Origin of the sequence: Nonomuraea sp. NPDC005692 (assembly GCF_040631115.1) — a bacterium.
GTDB lineage: Bacteria > Actinomycetota > Actinomycetes > Streptosporangiales > Streptosporangiaceae > Nonomuraea.
Window position 1 is genome coordinate 155,561 of the sequence record NZ_JBEXYU010000015.1, and the last position, 19,526, is coordinate 175,086.

Here is a 19,526-nt window from a genome sequence, read left to right on the forward strand (position 1 = left end):
TGGGCGACACGACCACAGAAAGAGGAAAGACGTGCTGGACACCATCCCGCTGCGGGACGCCTACCGCGCCCTGCTGGACGCCGCCGCCACGGTGGCCGACTCCGGCGACGGCGGCACCGTCCCGCCGGCCGGCGAGTGGACCGCCGACCAGATCCTGGCGCACGTCGCCATCGTCACCGCGACCACCATCGCCGCCGCCTCCTCGGTCGCCTCGGCGGCGAACACCACCTACGACAACCGCACGGCCCAGGACACCTGGACCATCGAGCGCGTCATCGCCCGCGCCGGCGGCAACGCGGGCCTCCGGGAACGCGTCCGCCGCCAGGGGGACGCGCTCTGCGCGCTGGGCGGGCCGGCGCTGAGCGAGGCCGAACTCGACACGCCGGTGCCCACCCTGCTCCTGTCCAACGGCACGGTCCTGGTCGATCAGCTCGTGCCCCTGAGGGACCTCATCACCGGCCTCGCGGACGTGGAGCTGCCCGCCCACACCGCGCAACTCCTGGCCCTGCTCTGAGACGTCCCACGCGCCCCGTCCGGCTCCGCGGGGTCAGCCCTTGGAGCCGGTGAAGGCGATGCCGGCGACGAGCTGGCGTTGCATGACCACGAACAGCACGATCATCGGCAGCGAGGCCACGATCGATCCGGCGAACAGGATCGGGAAGTTCGTCAGGAACTGGCCGCGCAACGAGGCCAGGCCCGCCGAGAGGGTCATCATCTCCGGGTCGGTGTTGACCACCAGGGGCCACAGCAGGCTGCTCCACGACGACATGGCGGTCAGCAGGCCCAGCGCCAGCAGACCTGGCTTGACCAGCGGCAACATGATGTGCCAGTAGACCTGCAGCGGATTGGCGCCGTCGAGGCGCGCGGCCTCGTCCAGTTCCCTGGGGAGGGAGAGGAAGAACTGCCGGAGCAGGAACGTGCCGAAGGCTCCGAAGACGCCGGGCGCGATCAGCGCCTGCAACGTGTCGAGCCAGCCGAGCCCTTGCATGATCTCGTAGCGCGGGATGATGAACAGCTCGCCGGGGACCATGAGCACGGCCAGGAAGAGCATGAACAGGGCGCCCCTGCCGGGGAAGCGCAGCCGGGCGAAGGCGAAGGCGGCCAGCGAGCACAGCAGCAGCTGGCCGGCCGTGACGGCCGCGGTGACCACGACCGTGTTGAGGAACTGCCTGGCCAGGGGCACCGATCGGAAGGCGTCGGCGAAGTTCGACCACTGCCAGGAGGGCGTGAACTTCGGCGGCACCCGCAGCGAGTCCGGCAGGGTCTGCAGCGAGACGACGACCTGCCAGGCGAACGGCGCGAGCATCACCAGCGCGCCCGCGGCCAGCACCACGTGGGCCGGCCACGTTCTGGGCCTACTCATAGTGCACCCACCTCTTCTGCAGGCGGAACTGGATCGCGGTCAGCATGAGGATGAGCCCGAGCAGCAGCACCGCGATCGCCGCGGCCATCCCGCGCCGGTTCTGCACGAAGCCCGTCTCGAAGAAGAGGTGGACGATCGTCCGGCTGCCGTCCAGCGCCGGGCTCTTCGGGTCGACCATGAGGTAGACCAGGTCGAAGACCTGCAACGCGCTGATCATCGTGATCACCATGACGAAGAACGTGGTCGGCGCGAGCAGCGGCAGCGTGATGCGGAAGAACTGCCGCAACCGCCCGGCGCCGTCGATCGAGGCCGCCTCGTAGAAGTGGTGGGGAATGCCCTGCAGCCCGGCCAGGAACAACACGGCGTTGTAGCCGATCGTGCTCCAGATCCCGACGACCGCGATCGCGTAGATGGCGAAGTCCGGATCGCTCACCCAGTGCGGCCTGTCGATCCCCGCCGCGCCCAGCAGGTGGTTGATCGCGCCGAAGTCGCCGTTGAACAGGTAGCGCCAGGTCAGGCCCACCGCGGCGGGCATGGTGACGACCGGGAGGAAGTACAGCGTGCGGTAGACGCCCAGCCCGCGCAGGCCCGGCACGTTCAGCAGGGTGGCGATGGCGATGGACAGCGGCACGCCCGCCAGCACCAGCACGGCGTAGAGCAGCGTGTTGCCGAGCGCGCCGAGCATCTCCTCGTCGCCGAGCAGGTCGGTGAAGTTGGCCGTCCCCACCCAGGTGTAGCCGCCGAAGGCGCCCGACTCGGTGAAGCTGAGGTATCCGGTCTGGGCGATGGGCCACAGGTGGAAGACGGCCAGGCCCAGCGCCATGGGGGCGACGAGGAGGTAACCCCATGCCCACTCGCGCCTGGAGAGCATCCGCTACTCCTTGGCCAGGATCTCGTTCATCTTCGCGGCGACCTCCCGCGCGGCCTCGGCCACCGGGCGTTCGCCCGCCCAGGCGTCGGCGAGCAGCGTGTTCTGCACGTCCTGCCACTGCGCCGTGTTCAGCGTCGCCGGGTACGGCACGCCGTGCGGCATCGAGGCGTCATAGGTCTCCTTCAGATGGAAGGAGGGGAAGGCCTTGAACCAGCCGTCCTGGGTGCCGGGACGCAGCGACAGCGCGCCGCCGCCGCTGTCACTGAGGATCTTCTGAGCCTGTTCGGAGGAGACGAACTCGGCGAACGCCGCCGACTCCTTCGGATGCTCGCTCTTGGCCGAGACGGCGTTGGCCAGGCCGAGCAGGATGACGGCCTCCTTGGCCGGGCCCTTGGGCAGCGGCGCCACGTCGATCCGGTCGCGCATCTCGGAGTTCGCCCAGAAGGTGGAGGCGAACCAGACGCCGCCGTAGTACATGCCGTACTTGCCGGTCTGGAACAGCTGGAGGGGGTCGGTGTCGGTGTAGGTCTCCGCGGGCGGCGCGACCTGGTCCTTGATCAGCCCGGTCCAGAACTCCAGGCCCTGCACGGAAGCGGGGTCGTCGAAGCCGCTCTTCCTGCCGTCGGGCGACAGGACGTGCCCGCCGGCCTGGATCATGGTGTTGTAGAAGCCGCCCTGGTCCCACATCGGGGCGAGGATGCCGAACTGCTTCTTGGCCGGGTCGGTCAGCTTCCTGGCGGCGGCCTTGACGTCGTCCCAGGTCCAGTCGGCGGTGGGGTGGGCCAGCCCGGCCGCGTCGAAGATCTTCTTGTCGTACCAGAGGGCCGGGATGCTCACGTTGTGCGGCAGGGCGTACAGCTTGCCGTCGTAGCGGTAGCCGTCCACGACCGCCGCGGGCAGGCCGCCGGCCTTGGTGTCGTCCAGCGGGGCGATGACACCGCCCTTGGCGTACATGCGGACGTTGAGACTGTTCATCCAGAACACGTCGGGGGCGGTGCCGCCGGAGGCGGCCGTCTGGAGCTTGGTCCAGTACTGGTCCCAGGGGGTGATCTCCAGCTTGACCGTGACCTTCGGGTTGGCCCGCTGGAACGCGTCGATGATCTCCATTGCGGCGGGCTGGTCGTTCTTGTCCCAGATGGCGTAGCTGATGGTGGCCTTGCCGTCGGCGGCCGGTTCGCCGGACGTGCCGCAGCCGGCGGCCAGCACGGCGAGGCCGGCCAGGCAGGCGAGAGGCATTCGAGATCGCACGGTTGTCTCCCTGGGGGGTGTGGGGGGTGCGGGGAGGCGGGGTTCAGAGACGCAGGGTCGAGGTCCAGCGGGCGAGTTCGGCGTCGATCTCCGCCCTGCTCCGGGGGTTGCCGGGGGCGTCGGGACGTTGCTGCCAGGGATGCGGCCCGCCCGCCGGCCGGTACTCCACGCCCAGCGCGTCGAGGCGTCTCTCGTGCACGGCGAGCCGCACCAGGAAGTCCTCGAAGTCGCGCCGGCCGCTCCACATCGCCTCGGCGAAGGCGGCCAGGCGCGGGAAGGCCATGTAGTCGAGCAGCCGGGGGGAGTCGATGTGCTCGGTCCACAGCGCGGCCTGCGCGCCGAGGATCCGGGCGCGCTCATCCTCGCCGAGGCCGCCCGGGACGGGGTCGAAGGCATGGACGGCGCGCAGGGAGGTCACGCTGCCGATCGGCACCGGCTCCTGGTCGCCGTCGGCCTGGCGGAAGTCCAGGTACGTCTCGCTGAACGGCGAGACGACCACGTCGTGACCGGCCCGCACGGCCAGCACCGCGCACTTGTCGCCGCGCCAGGCCGCGACGGTGACGCCGGGCGGCAGCCCGCCTTCCAGCAGCTCGTCCCAGCCGAGCGGTTTGCGCCCGCGGGCCAGCAGGTAGTCGGTGAAGTGGCGCATGAGCCAGGTCTGCAGCTCGTCGGCGTCGTGCAGGCCGAGCTCCCGGATGCGCTCCTTGGCCGGGACGCTCCCGTTCCACTGGGTCTTCGGCACCTCGTCGCCGCCGACGCAGACGTACGGGCCCGGGAAGAGCTCCAGGACCTCGTCCAGGACGTCGGTGAAGAAGGCGATCGTGCCGTCGGCGACGTTGAGCACGTTCTCGCCGACCCCCCACTCGGTGCGGACCGGCAGGCGGTCGTCGAGGTTGCCGAGCTCGGGGTAGGCGGCGATGGCGGCCTGCGTGTGGCCGGGCAGGTCGATCTCCGGCACGACCGTGATGAACCGGTCGGCGGCGTAGGAGACGATCTCGCGGATGTCGTCCTGGCTGTAGAAGCCGCCGTGCGGGCGCCCGTCGAAGCGCTGGTGCCGCGCGGCGCCCACCGGAGACTCGCGCCGCCAGGCGCCGACCTCCGTGAGCCTGGGGTACTTCCTGATCTCCAGCCGCCAGCCCTGGTCGTCGGTCAGGTGCAGGTGGAGGACGTTGAGCTTGTGCGCGGCCAGCAGGTCGATGTACCGCAGCAGGTCGTTCTTCGGCAGGAAGTGCCTGGCCACGTCGATGAGGCAGCCGCGCCAGCCGTACTCAGGAGCGTCGGCGATCTCCGTCGCGGGGATGCTCCACGCCCTGTCCCCGGCGCGTCCGGCCCGGAAGGCGGCGGGGTCGAGCAGCTGGCGCAGCGTCTGCGCCCCGTAGAAGGCGCCGGCCGGGCCCGTCGCCTCGATCAGCACCGACTCGGTCGTGGCGGTGAGGCGGTACTCCTCGGGCCCGAGGCCCGCGACGAGCCGGATCTCCACCCCGCCGGGCCCCTCCGGGAGCGGCAGGCCGGTGGCCGGGGTGAGGGCCCCGCGGAGCCATTCCGCGGCCCTGGCCAGCGCCGGGTCGGCAGACAGCGGGGTCGAGGCGGTGAAGGTGAACCGGCCTTCGCCGGGCGTGCGGCGGGCGGGCGCCGGGATCGTCGCGTTCACAGGGCCTGCACGGTGCGGGTCTCGCGGGCGCGCTCGGCGGCCCAGACGACCAGGTGCCCGGCCAGGGCCTCGGCCGGGCCGGCGCCCAGCGGCGCCTGGTCCCCGGCGGCGACGGCGTCGATGAACGCCTTGGTGAGGCCCCCGTCGCCCCCGCCGTGGCCGTCGGCGAGCGACGCGCCCGCCGACGTCTCGGTGTCGATCCGCTCCTCGGCGCCGGTCACGAAGTCGACGACCCTGATGTCGCGCCCGTCGCCCTCGGCGTACCCGCGGGTGCCGAAGATCCGGGTCTTGCGGTGCTCCAGCGGCGTGAACGCCGTCATGGTGAACGACACGGTCGCGCCCTTCGCGAACTCCAGCGTGACGACCTGCTGGTCGACCACGTCGTTGTCGCAGTCGTAGACGCAGCGGCCGTACGGGCCGGTCTCCAGTGCGTGCGTGACACCCGCCACGGTGGCGTCGGACGTGACGGCGCCGAGCGGCCAGAACTCGCGGCGCGGATCGCCGAGGCAGCTCAGGTAGAGACGCTTGGCGGAGTAGGCGCAGTCCGGCTCGACGGCGCAGCTCACGCAACGCGTGCTCGCGCCCTCGGGCCGGTTCTCCGGCCGGAAGTGGGTCAGCGAGCCGAAGGACGACACCGCGACCGGCTGCTCGCCGAGGATGTGGAGCAACCAGTCGATGTCATGACAGGACTTGGTCAGCAGCATCGGCCCCGACTCGGCCGCGTTCCGCCACGCGCCCCGCACGAAGGAGTGGGCCATGTGCCACCAGCCCACCGGCTCCAGGTGCTGCACGCTGGAGATCGTGCCCAGCCGGCCGCTGTCCAGAAGCTGCTTGAACGCCCTGGTGTAGGCCGTGTAGCGAAGCACGTGACAGACCGCGAACACCACGCCGTTGCGCTCGACCGCCTCGACGATGCGGCGGGCCTCCGGCTCCGTCGGCGCCATCGGCTTCTCCAGCAGGATGGCGTAACCGAGGTCGGCGAAGGCCACGGCCGGCTCGACGTGCAACTGGTCCTGGGTCGCGATGACCACGGCGTCCGCGAGCTTCGGCACGGCGGCCAGCTCGTCCCATCCGGTGAAGCAGGCGCTGTCCGGCAGGTCGTGGTCGGCGGCCACCTTGGCCCGGCGGGCCGGGTCCGGGTCGGCCACTGCCACGATTCGTGCCCGGCCGTCCGCGGCGGCGGCCCTGGCGTAGATCTGGCCGCGCGATCCGGCGCCGACGATGGCGATGGTCACTGTCATTTCGCAAACTCCTTTATGAAGGTCTCCATAGATAGTCACGAGAATGACCTTGCCGTCAAGCCTCTTCTCATCGGGCATGCGCAGCTGGAAGCGGGGATGGGCCAAAGGGATATAGTTCAGAGACCAGTGATAGTGAGGAGTGTGACCGTGCAGGTCAGTGGTGGCGACCTTCAGCGGCTACGCCAGCTGAACTCTCTGAGCAGCATCCGAGCCCTGCGTGAGGCACGCGAGCCACTGACGCTCACCGAGCTGTCCGCCCGCACCGGGTTGTCGCGGGCCTCCGTCGGAGACGTCGTCACGGATCTGGAGCAGCGCGGCTGGATCGCCGAGGTGCCGCCCGCGCCGGGCGCCATGGGGCGGCCCGCCAAGCGCTACCGGTTCCGTACCGACGCCGGTCACGTGCTCGGCATCGACGTGGGCGTGCACAAGGTGCTGGCCGTGATCACCGACCTCGCCGGGCGGATCGTGGCCAGCGGGCGGGTCGCCGTCGACCGGCACACCGCCCAGCGGGAGCGGCTGGAGGCCGTGTGGCGGGCCGTCGACGCGGCGCTCGTCGCCGCCGGGCTGACCGCGTCCGACATGTGGGGCGTCACGGCGGGCAGCACCGGCGTCGTCAACCGCGAAGGGCTCGTCACCCTGGTCAACGACCTGCCCGACTGGCCCGGCGTCGACCTCGTCGGTCACCTCGGGCGGCGGCTCGCCTGCCCGATCTCCATCGAGAACGACAGCAAGCTCGCCGCCCTCGCCGAGCAGCGGCTCGGGGTGGCCGCGGGCGTCCAGCACCTCGTCTACCTGCACGTCGGCCGCCGGCCCGGCGCCGCGCTGATCATCGATGGGCGCCTGTACCACGGGTTCAGCGGGGCCACCGGCGAGGTCGGGCTCATGGAGATCACCGGCTGGGGCACCATGGCCGGGCGGCTGGAGAGCGGCCCGGCGGCCAAGGGGGCCTCGGCCGAGGAGGCCGCCCGGCTGGTCTTCGGCGCGGCTCGGGCCGGCGACCAGGAGGCCCAGGCCGCGGTCGACGCGTACGCCCGCCATCTCGCGCTCGGCACCGCCGCGATGGTGCTGACGCTGGACCCCGAGCTGGTCGTGCTCGGCGGCGGGTTCTCCCGCTCGGCCGACGTCCTGCTGCCCGCGCTGCGCCGGGCGCTCGAACCTCACTGTGTACGCGTTCCCGACATCCGGCCCTCGACGCTGGGCGAGGAATGCGTCGCCCTGGGCGGGGCCTGTCTGGCGCTGGACCACGTGGACGATCGTTTCTTCTCCCCGGAGGGTTCCATCTCCAGCCCCGCCGCTCCGCAGCGACTCTCCTGACACCCGGCCTCACCTCTCCCGTCTCCGGCGTACGGCGTCAGGACTTCTCGTAGGGGATGATCTCGGCGAGGGCGGAGGCGCCGCCGATGCTGTAGTCGGAGCGGAGCCTGATGTAGCGTGCCGAGACCCCCTGGAGGCTGACGTCGTTGGGCGCGGTCATGCGGGGCCAGTTCACGGCCGTGACGTCCCGGAAGGCGACGCCGTCGTCACTGACCTGCACCATGCCTTCGAGGATGGTGCCGTTCATGTTGGTGCGCAGCTTGGGCTGGAACCGCACGGCCGACAACTGCCTGACCCGGCCCAGGTCGACGGTGATGGTGTGCGGCTGCGCGGGCACCTCGGGGTAGTTGGAGTGGAAGTCGGTGGTCAGCTTGCCGTCGACGGCGTTGCGCGGGTCGCCGACGCCGGGCTTGAAGGTGCTGGCGGCGGCCTTGAGCTCGGCGGGCGGGATGCGGCGGCCGGCGGGCTCCGTGGGCCAGATGTCGCGTCCCTTGCCCGGCTCCTCGCCGACGGGCTCCCGGACGGGCCCGGCGCCCTTGCCGCGGATCAGGACGTCGGTGATGACGGACCCGTGGTCGGAGTAGAAGGGGTACGGCCGGTCGAGCGGAGTCTGCCGGTGCCGGGGAAGGCGCCGGGTGTCGGCGCGTGACCCCAGGACGCGCACGTCCTTGCCGCGCGCGAAGACGTAGTCGATACGGCCGGGAATGGCGCCCATGCCGTGATACGGGCTCCACGTCCGGCCCGGGTAACGCCCGGCGTCGGGGTTGGCGTACCGGAAGGTGTCCATGAAGCCGGCGTCGGTGTACAGCTTGGTGTAGGGCCAGGGGAGCACCACGCCGCCGTGGCCGGGGGCGTCGGCGAACTGCTCGCTCCAGTCCAGGTGCGACTGCGCGTTGAGGTCGCCGCCCATGAGCACGGGGGCGTCGTCGTCGCCGATGAACGACGGGATCGCCTTGTCCAGGATGGCCTTGCCCATGGCGACCCTGCGCAGGTTGTCGCCCTCCAGGATCTGCTCGTCGGTCTTGGTGCGGGGCAGGCCGTGGGTGTTCTGCACGGCCGCGTCGTGGGTGTCGCCGTACGCCCAGCCGTCGTGCCAGGTCCACAGGCTGAAGGCGTTGACGTGCTGGCCGTCGGGCAGACCGAGGCGGGCGCCGCCGAGGTTGAAGGAGTCGATGTCGGCGTCGGCGTAGCGCGGGTACACCTTCTCGACCTCGAGCTTGGTGTAGAGCCACAGGTTGTCGCCGTTGACGCTGTAGTCCTCCGGCGTGGTGAGCTGCGTGCCGGTGAACCGGTCGCCCTCGGACCGTCCGGCGTTCAGCCCGTCGAGGATCTTCTGCCCGGACCCGTAGCCCTCGACCACGAAGAGGATGTCGGGATCGACCTCGTTCATGTAGTCGATCATCTGGGCGAGGTTCTCGCCGGTGTTCTCCTGGCGGTTGAACGTGCCGCCCACGAACAGGTTCCACGCCATCAGCCGCAGCGGCACGCCCACGTGCCCGGCCGGCATGGAGGTGACGGAGACGTCGACCGTGACCTCCTTGCCGGGCAGCGTGAAGGGACGGCTGCGCGCCGACCCGTCGCGGCTGTACATGGTGTCCCGCGCCCACACCTGGTCACCGCTTCTGACGGTGGTGACGAACTCCTCGACCCGGTTGGGCCGCGCCTTGCCGGTGGCCACCACGGTGCAGGTGCTGCCGGGCCCCTTGCCGTCGCAGTCGAGACGGTAGCCCGGCTTGTTCCCGCGGTCGGCTGCCGCCGCGGTCGTGTTCGTGGCGGCGAGCAGCCCGGTCAGGGCCACGGCGACGGCCAGGGACGAGGTTGAGAAGCGCATGAAGCAATCCCTTTGCGGTAGGGGGCGGGGTTCTCAGAGGCGCGGGAGGCGGCCCCGGCGGCCGAGGCGGTGGCCGCCACATGGTCGTTGACACTAATCGCAGGCTCCGGGGGAAGTTCTGCCTCGCAGAACCGCTCCTTTCGGGATCATCTCCGCACGAATGCGAAGCCGCAAGATCTTGACAGCAATTTTTATGGAGTCCACGATAAGGAGTCGACAGCAGCCGCAGAGGTCGTCGGAGGCATCGCTAACCTGCAGGTCATGGAACGGCGTGACATCGAGATCTTCCTGACCCTGGCCGAGGAGCTGCACTTCGGCCGTACCGCCGAGCGGCTGGGCGTCAGCGGCGCCCGGGTCAGTCAGACGATCAAGCAGTTGGAGCGCCGGTTCGGCGTCGCGCTGTTCCGGCGGACCAGCCGGCAGGTGGCGCTCACCCCGGTCGGCAGCGCGCTGCGCGAGGACGTGCAGGCCGGATACCAGCGCATTCAGGAGGGCATCGCCAAGGCCGTCGCCGCCGGACGCGGCCATACCGGGACCCTGCGGGTGGGCTTCTCCAGCCCGCCGGCCGGAGAGGCCATCATGGCCGCCGCCGAGGTGTTCCGCGCCCGCCATCCCGACTGCGAGGTGCGCATCCGCGAGGTGCACCTGTCGGACGCGTTCGGCGCGCTGCGCGCCGGCGAACTCGACCTGCAGATCACCGAGCTGCCCGTACGCGAGGCCGACCTGTCGAGCGGGCCCGCCCTGCTGCGGGACCCCCGCGTGCTGGCCGTCTCCTCCCGGCATCCCTTCGCCCGGCGCGACGGCGTCACCGTGGAGGATCTGGCCAGGGACACCGTGCTCGTACCGGCCGACGCGCCCGAATACCTGCTCGACGCGATCATCCCGGCGCGGACGCCGAGCGGACGTGCCGTCCGGCGCGAGCGGGTGCTGACCTCGCGGCAGGAACTTCTGACCCTGGTCAGCGGCGGCGCGGGGATGGCCGTAGTGGGCAGCCAGGCCACGCGGTTCCACGCCCGGCCGGACATCGCCTACGTGCCGATCACCGGCCTGCCGCCGATCGAGTACGGTCCGGTCTGGCCGGCCGGTGGCCAGACCGGCAGGGTGCGGTCGTTCGTCACGCTCCTGCGCGCGGAGCTCGATCGCTAACCCAGGTGTTAGCGATCGTTTCGGAACTCGTCGTTGTCGCAGGCAGGCGGGCCGCGAAGGATGGAACACATGGAAACGACGCGGAACACCAGGACGAACCCCATCCCCGACGAGTACAAAGGCGGCGTCCCCTACCTCAACGTGCACGACGCCAAGGCGGCCCTCGACTTCTACCGGACGGCCTTCGGCGCCGACGTGAGCATCGAGATCCCGCGCCAGGGCGGCAAGATCGCGCACGCCGAGTTCCGGATCGGCGCCGCCGTCTTCATGTTGCGCGACGAACACCCCGAATACCACTTCCGCAGCCCGAGGACGATCGGCGGTACGCCGGTCAACCTCATGGTCTTCGTACCGGACGTCGAGACGTTCGCCGAGCGGGCCATCGCGGCGGGAGCGCGCGTCATCCGCCCGGTGGAGCTGCAGTTCCACGGCGATCTGCAGGTCGAACTGGAGGACCCCTTCGGCCACTCCTGGTTCTTCACCAGCCGGGTCGCCGACATGGACGCGGAGGAGCTGAAGGCGACCGCCTCGGCGGTGCGCCTCTGACCTCCCGGGGGGCTTTACGCACGGGCTAGGGATGCGTCACCTTTATGGCAGGTCACTTTCTGCAAGCTGACGATTACTTTCTGTATGCATTGTCTCCGGGCCGGCCGATCGTCTCCTGCGGGATCGCCCGCTGAACAAGGCCGGTGCCGGCCCGCCCGCCGCATCAGTGGAGGTATCCCATGCCCGTCAGCCCCCTCACCCGCCTGATGGCCGCATCCGCCGTCGCCCTGGTGGCCGCGGCCGTCGTCCCCGCCTCGACGGCCCACGCCGCCCAGGCCGGCCCGCCGGTGTGCCTGGACGCCACCAACAGCCGCGCCAACAACACCGAGGTGCGCCTGTGGACGTGCCTGAACCATCCCAACCAGAAGTGGGTCATCCAGAACGGTCACATCAAGGTCGAGGACACCATCGGCACCGGGCGCGAGGTCTGCCTGGACGCCACCAACAGCCGCGCCAACAACACCAACGTGCGCCTGTGGACGTGCCTGAACCATCCCAACCAGAAGTGGGTCATCCAGAACGGTCACATCAAGGTCGAGGACACCATCGGCACCGGGCGCGAGGTCTGTCTCGACGCCACCAACAGCCGGGCCAACAACACCGTGGTGCGCCTGTGGACGTGCCTGAACCACCCCAACCAGAAGTGGGTCGTCCAAGGCGGCCAGATCAAGGTCGAGGACACCCTCACCTGACCCCCAGGCTGACCGGCCCCCGTTCCGCGACGGCGTCACCCACGCCGTTCGCGGGCCCGGCGGCCGGTCCGCCGTCGCCGTCACGGCCGGGCCGTGGCGGACCCCGTCAGTCCCTCGCGGAAGGCGATGGCCGCCGCCTCGGTACGGGTGGCCGCGCCCAGTTTCGCCAGGATGTGGGAGACGTGCACGCCCGCCGTCCTGGGCGAGATGTGCAGCCGGGCGGCGATCTGCCGGTTGCTCAACCCCTCGGCGATCAGGACGAGCACGTCGCGTTCGCGCTCCGTGAGCCCGTCCTGGGCCGGCCGGGGCCGTCCGAGCCGGGCGAGCGGCGCCGCACCCAGCTCTTCGGCCAGCCGCGCGGCCTCCCTGAGGCGGGCCGCTCCGCCGGGCCGGTCGCCCGCCGCCAGCGCGGCCCGCGCGCCGTGGAACAGGCTCAGCGCCAGCTCGTACGGCTGCCCGAGGTCCCGCCAGGCAGCCGCCACGTCGTCCCGGCCGTCGTCCTCGACCAGCGCGCGCAGCATGACCTGCCAGGCCCGGTCGAACGGCCCGTCCACGCCGAGCCTCGCATCGACCGCGGCGAGCTCGGCCTGCCGGGCCGCGGCCCGCTCGCGGGGCGCGCCGCCGGCCAGCCGCGCCCGCTGCACCAGGGCGCCAGCGACCAGGACCGCGCGCGCCCTTCCACCCGACGGGCTGGGCCTTCCCGGCCTTCTGACGTGCGGCGTCCTTCCATCTCTCCGGCTGGGCGTTCCCGGCCTTCTGGCGTGCGCGTCCTTCCACTTCTCCGGCTGGGCGTTCCTCGCCTGCTCGCGGCCCGCGCCGTCCCTTCCCCTGACGGACCGAGGGGCCGGGATGGCGTCAGGATGTGCCGGTGGTGGGTATCATGCCGGACATGTGCGGCTCCGGCGTCATGCCGGGCATGCCGGGCATTTGTGGGATGCAGGGCATGCTCTGCTCCCCGAACCACTGGACCAGGTACCGCCGCATCGTGCCGACCTCCGCCCGCTGGTCGTCGCGCACCTTGCGGGCGAAGGCGGCGACCTCGGGATGCAGCGCCTCACCGTGCACGAGGAGCTGCTGCGACATCATGATCGCCATCATGTGGTGCGGGATCATGTGCTGGAGGAACGCCTTGTCGAGCTGATCCCCCGAAAGCCCTGACAGGTCGGGCATCGTGCTCCCGCTCGGGCTCGGCGCCGGACTCTGCCGGTACCACTGCTGCAGCCAGCCCTTCATCCTGACGACCTCGGCGGTCTGCGTCGTGACGATCGACTGCCCGAGCCGCCGCATCTCGGGCCTGCCGGACCGCTGCAGCTGCCGGGCCGCGGCGATGGCGTCCTCGTGGTGCGGGACCATCTGCGACAGGTAGTCGTACTCGCTGGTCACGGGATGCATCTGCCCCATGCCGGGGCACGTGGGCTGTGTGCCTGAAGGGCTAGGGGACGGCACCGGCGGAGATGCCATGGCTGCCGCACCGGCCCCCGACCCGGTGGTGACGGCGGCCAGGAATGCCCCGGCGGCCATCGCGGTCTTCGCGGAGCGTCGCTTCATGCGTCCCCCCAACGCCGATTCGACACCTACTCCCAACGGTAACCCGCCCCTGGAATGTCGCCGCGTACGCCCGTACGTCCGGAAGTGTCGACCTTATGATGATCCCCCTATGTGGGGAAAAATCGTGTTACTCGCGGTCTTGTTGCTGACGGGCTGTTCGACGGACGAGCCGAAGGACTGGCTGCTCAAGGATCCGAGCCGCTGGCCGCTGGCGTCGTTGCCGGCTTCGGCCGCCAAGTCGGGCATGCCGGAAGGGGCGGACAAGGTGCTGGCGCGGATCCAGGTCGCGCAGTACGACATGGTCCCCTGGATCAACAGCAAGGGCGTGTGCGGGCTCGCCGACCAGGGGCCCTCCGAGGTCAACTTCAACATGAGCCAGGACCTGACGAAGACCGAGGGCAACGTCGTCACCGCGGAAGAGGGCTTCGCCGGGCCCAAGGAACCCATGACCGGAACCAGTTCGGAGAGCACCGTGACACTGTGGTGCACCCCCACCCGGATGTTCGTCACCGTCGAGGCGAAGAACCTCGGAAAAGTGCAGCTTCACGGAAACGCGGCGGCAAAGAAGACCCAGGAAAAACTGACGGTCGTGGTGGGCACGCCGGAGGCGGTCAAGCAGTCACTCCCCGACGCGACCCTGATCGGCCGCTGACCCTGCGGGGAGCCCCGCCGGCACAGGGACGCCGCCGTCCGGGCGGTGCGGCAACTGGCCGGCCAGGACTGGGGGATGGGCGTTCACGCCCGGCCCCGCTTGCGGCGGTCCCTTCGGGCGGCCGGTCCGAGGTCGGGGGTCTTGTAGGTGACCAGGGGGATCGTGGTGGCCACGGGCGTGGCCAGGCCATGGTCGACGAGGTCGTTGATCACCTGCTCGATGCGTTTGTAGGCCGTGGGCGCCTCCTCGAAGAGGAGCTGGCGGTCGCCGCACACCACCACCGACCCGACCGGCGTGCGGCGCAGCTCTTCGACGGTGTGCTTGGCCCGGCCGCGGCGCAGGGCGTCCGCGCGCGACATCTTGCGGCCCGCGCCGTGCGCCACGGAGTGGCCGGCGTCCGGCCCGGCGTGGGCGGCCACGAGGTAGGACGGGGTGCCGCGGGTGCCGGCGATGAGCACGTCGCGGCCGTCGCCCGGCGCCGCCCCCTTGCGGTGCAGGTAGCGGCCGTCGCGCAGTTCGACCAGGTTGTGGCACTGGTCGAGGATCGGCTCGGCCGGCTCGAACCCCAGCGCGTGGGCGACCCGGGCGGCCAGCAGCCGCCGGTTGAGCGACCCCCACCGTACGGCCTGGTCGTGCCTGGCCAGGTAGGCGCCGGGATCAGGGGCGGGGCCCGCGCCGTGGACCTCGGTGTGCTCGCGCAGGATGCGTTCGCCCAGCCCCCGTGAACCGCTGTGGACGACGAGGACCAGGTCACCGGCGTTGAGGCCGAGCCGATCGGCGTGGCCCGGCTCGAAGACGGTCCCGATCCGGGCCAGCTCGACGAAGTGGTTCCCGCGGCCGACCGTCCCGAGGCCCTCGACGTGACCGGCGGGGACGTCGTCCTTCATGACGGCCCAGGCGGGATCGTCGGCATCACGTTCGGGGTCCAGCGCACGATCGAGGTCGGGGAAGCGGGCGGCGAGCTTCTCGGGCACGGCGCGCTTGAGCCTGACGGGGAACACGGCGATGCCGCACCCGATGTCGGAGCCCACCAGGAACGGGTACAGGACGGCCGACGTCATGGCGGCCCCGACGGGCGCGCCCTTGCCGGGGTGCAGGTCCGGCATGGCGGCGACGTGCGTCATGCCGTCGAGGGCGGCCACCTGACGGCACTGCGCGACGGCGTCGGACTCGATCCAGCTGGTGGGGGAGGCGAACACGGTGACGGTGGCACCCGTGACCGGAGCGGACGGGGCCGGGTGTTGCTGAGACAAAGACGCTCTCTTCCCTGCAGAAGGGTATGGACAGTCGGCATCACGACGCGAGCCGGCGTCGTGGCATCTCGAAGGGCGGGGGTGATCGTCAGAGCCTCATGGGCACCACGTTCTCGAAGCCACGCCGTCCCAGGCAACCGATTTTTCGGCCCGGCGAGGGCGCCGCGGAGCTCAGTCAGACCATGGTTCGGGTTCGGCGACCCAGCCCGCGGCCATGATGAGCCGGCTCCGGCGGTCAACCGCGAGGAACCCGAAGGGACGGCTGAAGTCGAGGTCGACGTGCCTGACGCGGTACCGGGACGGCGGTGGCATTCCGCCTCCGACGGCGCCGAAGGCGGTGATCGCGGCCGCTTCGAAGCCGGCGGCCTGGAAGGCGGCGACGACGTTCTGCCGGGCCTGCGTGACGGCGAGCGGCTGGGTGCTGATGCCGGGGAAGTGCCCGCGGTTCGGGTCGGTCACCGTTGCCAGGCCGAAGACCTCGGGCAACTCCAGGAGGTCATGCGTGGCGGTGACGGTGAAACGCGGGACTCTGACGTTCAGCACGTCCTCAGGGACGTGGTCGCGAACGTGGCGGACAGTCATCCCGGGACCCGGACAGCCCGCGGCCAGAACGCCGGCCGGTGTGGCGCGGTGACGCCCGGCCAGCACATCGACCCCAGCACCGAGAACGTGCCCGGGGCCCGTCGAGTCGTCACCCAGCACGAGATGGACGTCGATCCCACCGGTACCCATGACGCGAAGCAAGGTCAGCCGGCCGGCCGGGGTGTCGGCGACCCGGGCCCGGTCGAGTACGCGGGTGCTGCGGCGTAGGACATGGATCTTCCGCCCGGCCCACGGACCGGCCTCGAACAGGTCGACGCCGTCGGTGAACGGCCGCAGCCACGCGGTGCGCACGGTCAGCGCCATGGCCAGGACGAGCAGCACGCGGTCGCTCAGCTGGAGGGGCATGGCGTCGATCAGCCCGCCGGTCTGCTCCTTGGCCCAGGTGTCGAGCCGGAGGCGGTCCGCCGCCGGGTCCGCGGTCAGTTCGCCGTCCATGCCTGCGGGAAGCGTGCCGAGCCAGTCCGGGCGCAGCGGCAGGTTCGGCCGGGACCACAGGCCCAGCGCCGACCGGACCGCCGTGGACCCGTCCATGATCGACAGTACGGCCCTGGCCGCCTGGGAGGCGGTGGCGGCGTCCACCCCCACGGCCTCCTGCAGTTCCGCGCGCCCCCGTCCACCGGCGGCTGACGCGAGATGAGCCAGCAACGGCCAGGCGCCCGCGCCGGCCATCACGACAGATCCCCCCGAACAGGTCTTCACCCACCGGGCGGTCAGTGCATTGGCCGCGGACACCGCTTCGTGCTGCTGCTGCCGGTTCATGCGGGCGACCGTACAAGAGCGAAGTCCTAGACGAGTACCGTGCGAGCGCCAGAGAGCCCCGGGAGGGGATGCGGTCAGCCCGTCGTACGGTGATGCCATCGAGGACGGCGGGATCTGCTCGATCAGTCCGGGCGTGCCCGGCCGTCCCGCCGCTCCTCCACCGTCGGGCGCGCGAGCAGCCTGTCGATGCTGCGGCGTTCGCGTTTGGTGGGACGCCCCGCGCCACGAGCCCGGACGGCCACCGCCACGGTCTCCTCGCGAGGAGGCGGCGGAGGGCTCTTGTCGACGTAGCACTCGGCGGCCACGGCGGCGCCCACGCGCTTGGTGATGGCGCGGGAGACCACCACGATGCGTTCGCGCCCATCGTGCCGCAGCCGGATCTCGTCCCCGACCCGGACGGCGTGCGCAGGCTTGACCCGAACCCCGTTGACCCGGACATGACCGCCCCGGCAGGCGTCGGACGCGATCGAACGGGTCTTGGTGAGCCGAACCGCCCAGATCCAGCTGTCCACCCGCACACTCAGCTGCTCACCCACCACCCCGCCACTGTACTGAGAACGCCACGCCGCCGGCATCCACGTTCTGCCCGGCGCGGGCCTGGTTGATGGCAGCTAGCGCATGCCGGGCGGCCTGTTGGTAGTGGTCGTCGGCCCATACGTCGCAGTCCGTCACGCGGGCCCGGCCGGATGCGATGGCCTCCAGTGCCGGTACGGCCGCGTCCGCCGCCGAGCCGATCCTGCCCAGCGCCTCGACGGCGAGGAGCTCGGAGGGAGGAGCCCATCGATGTCCCTGATCCGACAGTGGCCTGGCGGTGATGGCCTCCAGCAGTGGCGTGACGAGCCCCTCGCTGTCACCGGTGATCGCCAGCAGGGCCCGCGCGATCGCCACCCGGTCGTACAGGTGGCCGTGCTCGGCATCGTGGAAGTGCTCGTACAACACCGGCGCGGCGATGGAGGCGGCGGGACCGAGTTGTTCGAGCATGGGGGCGACGTCGCCCGCGGCACGGCCGCCGCAGCGTTCGAGGTGTTCGGTCAGCAGCGTCGGGGCCTGTCCAGGGGCGCCGGTGATTCTCCACAGCGCCCAGGCCGCCTTGTGCTGGTCACGCTCGTCGTCGAGTAGGGCACGTATCTGAGGTTCGACGTCGGCGGCGGCCGGGCCCATTGCGCCGAACAGCGGCAGCACAACGGAGAGGTACATCGGTGCCAGGCGGGAGGCGATCGCCGGTGCCAAGGGCGCTGCTGCCGCTCCCCACGAGATCAGCGCGTCGCAGCAGTCGACGTATTGCATGGTGCCGTTTGTGTCCGAAGGACCGAGATAGCGTTTCAGTGCCGGGATCAGCGCATCCGCTTGCACCACCAGGGCTGGGATCATGTCTCGGACGTTGAGGTGCTTGACGTGGCCGTGCCTGTCCTGGAAGGCGGCGGCAAGCCAGGGGATGCAGCGGCCGTCGCCGAGCATGGCCAGCCCTTCCACGGCGGGCGCGGCTGCTTCCGGCCACGGTTCGGCGGGGTCTCCCGTGAGCATCGCGGCCAGCACGTCCGCGTGCGCCGCGGCGGCTTGGCCGGAGCCGGCGATCAGCTGAACTGCATATCTCAGGGCGTCCTGTTGGCTGTTCTTGGGCCGTGATACGGACGCCAGATCACGCGCCAGGTCGGCAAGCAGCGGAAGCAACTCTGCCGGCGCGGCGCGCCAGTGCCAGATCGCCTCCCGGGCACTGTGCAGACCTCGGTCGACCGCTTGGTGTCCGGGACGGAGCAGCAGATCGCGGGTCACTTCCCGCTGCCAACGTTCCGCCCCCATCAGCGCCGTATTGAGGGGCGTGATTCCGCGGCCGTGCCATTCGAAGCGCTCCAGCACCGAACCGGCGTCAGCGTGTGCGTCAGCCATCAATTTGATCAACGCGTCGTCGTCCGGCTCCGCCGTGGGATCCGACAGCGCGAGACCCGCCGCGGCGATGGCTCGCAGGTCGCGATGCGCAGAGGGGTCGCTGAGCAGGCTGTTGAACCACGTCGCGTGATCGGCCGCCGCCAGCCATGCCACAGCCAGTACGCAGGCCACCGCCCCGGCTTCACCCGGCCGCCTCATCCCCTTCTCGGCCCGTACGCGCAACGCAGGAACACTCAGCGGTGCGGCCTCCGGCAGGCAGGCCAGCAGACGTGCCGCCTTCGCCACGACTTTCGGAGAGACGTCGTCCAGCAACTGCACGAGCGTGCCGACGTGGTCGACCATGGCCGCCCGCGCCAGAGCCGCGTGGTCAGGCTCGGGGCCGGCTGCGGGATCCCGGAACACATTGCGATGGGGCTGAGCCTTCGCCATGACGGTCATCAGGTCCAGGATCAACCCACGATGAGGCTGCCGCGCAACCCGGGCCAACTCCATCAAGTACGGCACCAGATAGGGAGCCGCGGCGTACACCTCGTGACACGCGATGTCATTGAATAGGCCATATCGCAGCCGTTCTACTGGCGACTCCACCCGCGTACCCGACGGTGCCGCCGCGATCTCCCTCAGCAGGTCGGGTACCGCGTCCGGGCCGTCGCGCCAGGACCCGAGCCGCGCCCACGGCACCTCGTCCACAGCCTCGAACACCGCGCTACCTCTCTGAACACTGCAACCGCAACACCGTCAGTGAACGAAGCCGCCCAAGGCTATGACCTGTCCTGACCCACAAACCACGCTTTGCGCACTTGCACACTAACGCGTGCCGCCCCGATGAGCTGCGAAGAGGCAGGTCCCCGGTCCACCACACGTCGGAGCGACTGCGTTTCGACGGCCGCCGATCCAACCCGGCACGGTCGACGAACCCGG

18 protein-coding genes are annotated in these 19,526 nt (G+C 70.8%); 6 read left to right on the top strand and 12 right to left on the bottom strand.

The window, feature by feature from the left end; all coding sequences use genetic code 11:
• Nucleotides 1–31: 31 nt before the first annotated feature.
• Nucleotides 32–514: a hypothetical protein gene (locus ABZ459_RS28630; RefSeq protein WP_357976444.1), complete on the top strand. Its 483-nt coding sequence runs from the start codon at nt 32–34 to the stop codon at nt 512–514.
• A 33-nt stretch (nt 515–547) separates the two neighbouring features.
• On the opposite strand, the gene ABZ459_RS28635 is transcribed toward ABZ459_RS28630, so the two are convergent.
• From ABZ459_RS28635 to ABZ459_RS28655, 5 genes are read right to left on the bottom strand one after another with little or no spacing between them, the layout of a single operon-like run.
• Nucleotides 548–1,363, bottom strand: a complete 816-nt coding sequence (locus tag ABZ459_RS28635) for a carbohydrate ABC transporter permease (protein ID WP_357976448.1) — start codon at nt 1,361–1,363, stop codon at nt 548–550.
• On the bottom strand, nt 1,356–2,234 hold the full coding sequence (locus ABZ459_RS28640) for a sugar ABC transporter permease (protein WP_357976452.1): 879 nt from the start codon (nt 2,232–2,234) through the stop codon (nt 1,356–1,358). Before ABZ459_RS28640 ends, ABZ459_RS28635 begins: the two co-directional genes overlap by 8 nt.
• A 3-nt stretch (nt 2,235–2,237) precedes the next feature.
• Nucleotides 2,238–3,482, bottom strand: coding sequence for a sugar ABC transporter substrate-binding protein (locus ABZ459_RS28645; protein ID WP_357976455.1), 1,245 nt, complete (start codon nt 3,480–3,482; stop codon nt 2,238–2,240).
• Nucleotides 3,483–3,525: 43 nt separating this feature from the next.
• Nucleotides 3,526–5,133: a beta-N-acetylhexosaminidase gene (locus ABZ459_RS28650; RefSeq protein WP_357976458.1), complete on the bottom strand. Its 1,608-nt coding sequence runs from the start codon at nt 5,131–5,133 to the stop codon at nt 3,526–3,528.
• The gene (locus ABZ459_RS28655; protein ID WP_357976461.1) at nt 5,130–6,374 is read right to left on the bottom strand and encodes a Gfo/Idh/MocA family oxidoreductase; all 1,245 of its coding nucleotides are present in this window, start codon (nt 6,372–6,374) and stop codon (nt 5,130–5,132) included. Before ABZ459_RS28655 ends, ABZ459_RS28650 begins: the two co-directional genes overlap by 4 nt.
• 141 nt (nt 6,375–6,515) lie before the next feature.
• Here ABZ459_RS28655 and ABZ459_RS28660 point away from each other — a divergent pair, with 141 nt between their 5' ends.
• Nucleotides 6,516–7,688 carry an ROK family transcriptional regulator gene (locus ABZ459_RS28660; protein WP_357976464.1) on the top strand — a complete coding sequence of 391 codons (1,173 nt, stop codon included), beginning with the start codon at nt 6,516–6,518 and terminating at the stop codon, nt 7,686–7,688.
• A 37-nt stretch (nt 7,689–7,725) separates the two neighbouring features.
• Here the strand turns inward: ABZ459_RS28660 and ABZ459_RS28665 are convergent, their stop codons facing one another.
• A complete protein-coding gene (locus tag ABZ459_RS28665) occupies nt 7,726–9,519 on the bottom strand; it encodes a discoidin domain-containing protein (RefSeq protein WP_357976467.1) in 1,794 nt (597 codons plus the stop codon).
• 261 nt (nt 9,520–9,780) lie between these two features.
• Between ABZ459_RS28665 and ABZ459_RS28670 the strand changes: the two genes are divergently transcribed.
• The 3 genes from ABZ459_RS28670 (at nt 9,781) to ABZ459_RS28680 (ending at nt 11,903) form a co-directional block, all read left to right on the top strand.
• Nucleotides 9,781–10,665: a LysR family transcriptional regulator gene (locus ABZ459_RS28670; RefSeq protein ID WP_357976471.1), complete on the top strand. Its 885-nt coding sequence runs from the start codon at nt 9,781–9,783 to the stop codon at nt 10,663–10,665.
• A 69-nt stretch (nt 10,666–10,734) separates the two neighbouring features.
• Nucleotides 10,735–11,211: a VOC family protein gene (locus ABZ459_RS28675; protein ID WP_357976474.1), complete on the top strand. Its 477-nt coding sequence runs from the start codon at nt 10,735–10,737 to the stop codon at nt 11,209–11,211.
• 179 nt (nt 11,212–11,390) lie between these two features.
• Complete coding sequence (locus ABZ459_RS28680; RefSeq protein ID WP_357976477.1) at nt 11,391–11,903, top strand: RICIN domain-containing protein; 513 nt, start codon at nt 11,391–11,393, stop codon at nt 11,901–11,903.
• A gap of 80 nt (nt 11,904–11,983) precedes the next feature.
• Here ABZ459_RS28680 and ABZ459_RS28685 read toward each other — a convergent pair whose 3' ends face one another.
• Nucleotides 11,984–12,547 (bottom strand): response regulator transcription factor, encoded by a 564-nt coding sequence (locus ABZ459_RS28685; protein WP_357976480.1) that lies wholly within the window; start codon nt 12,545–12,547, stop codon nt 11,984–11,986.
• A 211-nt stretch (nt 12,548–12,758) separates the two neighbouring features.
• Nucleotides 12,759–13,295, bottom strand: a complete 537-nt coding sequence (locus ABZ459_RS28690) for a DUF305 domain-containing protein (protein WP_357976483.1) — start codon at nt 13,293–13,295, stop codon at nt 12,759–12,761.
• Nucleotides 13,296–13,560: 265 nt separating this feature from the next.
• On the opposite strand from ABZ459_RS28690, the gene ABZ459_RS28695 reads away from it, so the two are divergent.
• Nucleotides 13,561–14,103 (top strand): hypothetical protein, encoded by a 543-nt coding sequence (locus tag ABZ459_RS28695; RefSeq protein WP_357976486.1) that lies wholly within the window; start codon nt 13,561–13,563, stop codon nt 14,101–14,103.
• Between the two features lie 83 nt (nt 14,104–14,186).
• Here the strand turns inward: ABZ459_RS28695 and ABZ459_RS28700 are convergent, their stop codons facing one another.
• From ABZ459_RS28700 to ABZ459_RS28715, 4 genes are all read right to left on the bottom strand, one after another.
• The gene (locus ABZ459_RS28700) at nt 14,187–15,356 is read right to left on the bottom strand and encodes an RNA ligase RtcB family protein (protein WP_357976489.1); all 1,170 of its coding nucleotides are present in this window, start codon (nt 15,354–15,356) and stop codon (nt 14,187–14,189) included.
• A 171-nt stretch (nt 15,357–15,527) separates the two neighbouring features.
• Nucleotides 15,528–16,718, bottom strand: a complete 1,191-nt coding sequence (locus ABZ459_RS28705; RefSeq protein ID WP_357976492.1) for a serpin family protein — start codon at nt 16,716–16,718, stop codon at nt 15,528–15,530.
• 122 nt (nt 16,719–16,840) lie between these two features.
• A complete protein-coding gene (locus ABZ459_RS28710) occupies nt 16,841–17,257 on the bottom strand; it encodes an RNA-binding S4 domain-containing protein (protein WP_357976495.1) in 417 nt (138 codons plus the stop codon).
• Nucleotides 17,247–19,307, bottom strand: coding sequence for a hypothetical protein (locus tag ABZ459_RS28715; protein ID WP_357976498.1), 2,061 nt, complete (start codon nt 19,305–19,307; stop codon nt 17,247–17,249). Before ABZ459_RS28715 ends, ABZ459_RS28710 begins: the two co-directional genes overlap by 11 nt.
• Nucleotides 19,308–19,526: the final 219 nt, after the last annotated feature.

Coding starts and splice junctions, on each gene's coding strand:
- ABZ459_RS28665 (WP_357976467.1), bottom strand. CDS start 9,519: ATGCGCTTCTCAACCTCGTCCCTGGCCGTCGCCGTGGCCCTGACCGGG.
- ABZ459_RS28655 (WP_357976461.1), bottom strand. CDS start 6,374: ATGACAGTGACCATCGCCATCGTCGGCGCCGGATCGCGCGGCCAGATC.
- ABZ459_RS28670 (WP_357976471.1), top strand. CDS start 9,781: ATGGAACGGCGTGACATCGAGATCTTCCTGACCCTGGCCGAGGAGCTG.
- ABZ459_RS28690 (WP_357976483.1), bottom strand. CDS start 13,295: ATGCATCCCGTGACCAGCGAGTACGACTACCTGTCGCAGATGGTCCCG.
- ABZ459_RS28640 (WP_357976452.1), bottom strand. CDS start 2,234: ATGCTCTCCAGGCGCGAGTGGGCATGGGGTTACCTCCTCGTCGCCCCC.
- ABZ459_RS28635 (WP_357976448.1), bottom strand. CDS start 1,363: ATGAGTAGGCCCAGAACGTGGCCGGCCCACGTGGTGCTGGCCGCGGGC.
- ABZ459_RS28680 (WP_357976477.1), top strand. CDS start 11,391: ATGCCCGTCAGCCCCCTCACCCGCCTGATGGCCGCATCCGCCGTCGCC.
- ABZ459_RS28705 (WP_357976492.1), bottom strand. CDS start 16,718: ATGAACCGGCAGCAGCAGCACGAAGCGGTGTCCGCGGCCAATGCACTG.
- ABZ459_RS28675 (WP_357976474.1), top strand. CDS start 10,735: ATGGAAACGACGCGGAACACCAGGACGAACCCCATCCCCGACGAGTAC.
- ABZ459_RS28695 (WP_357976486.1), top strand. CDS start 13,561: ATGTGGGGAAAAATCGTGTTACTCGCGGTCTTGTTGCTGACGGGCTGT.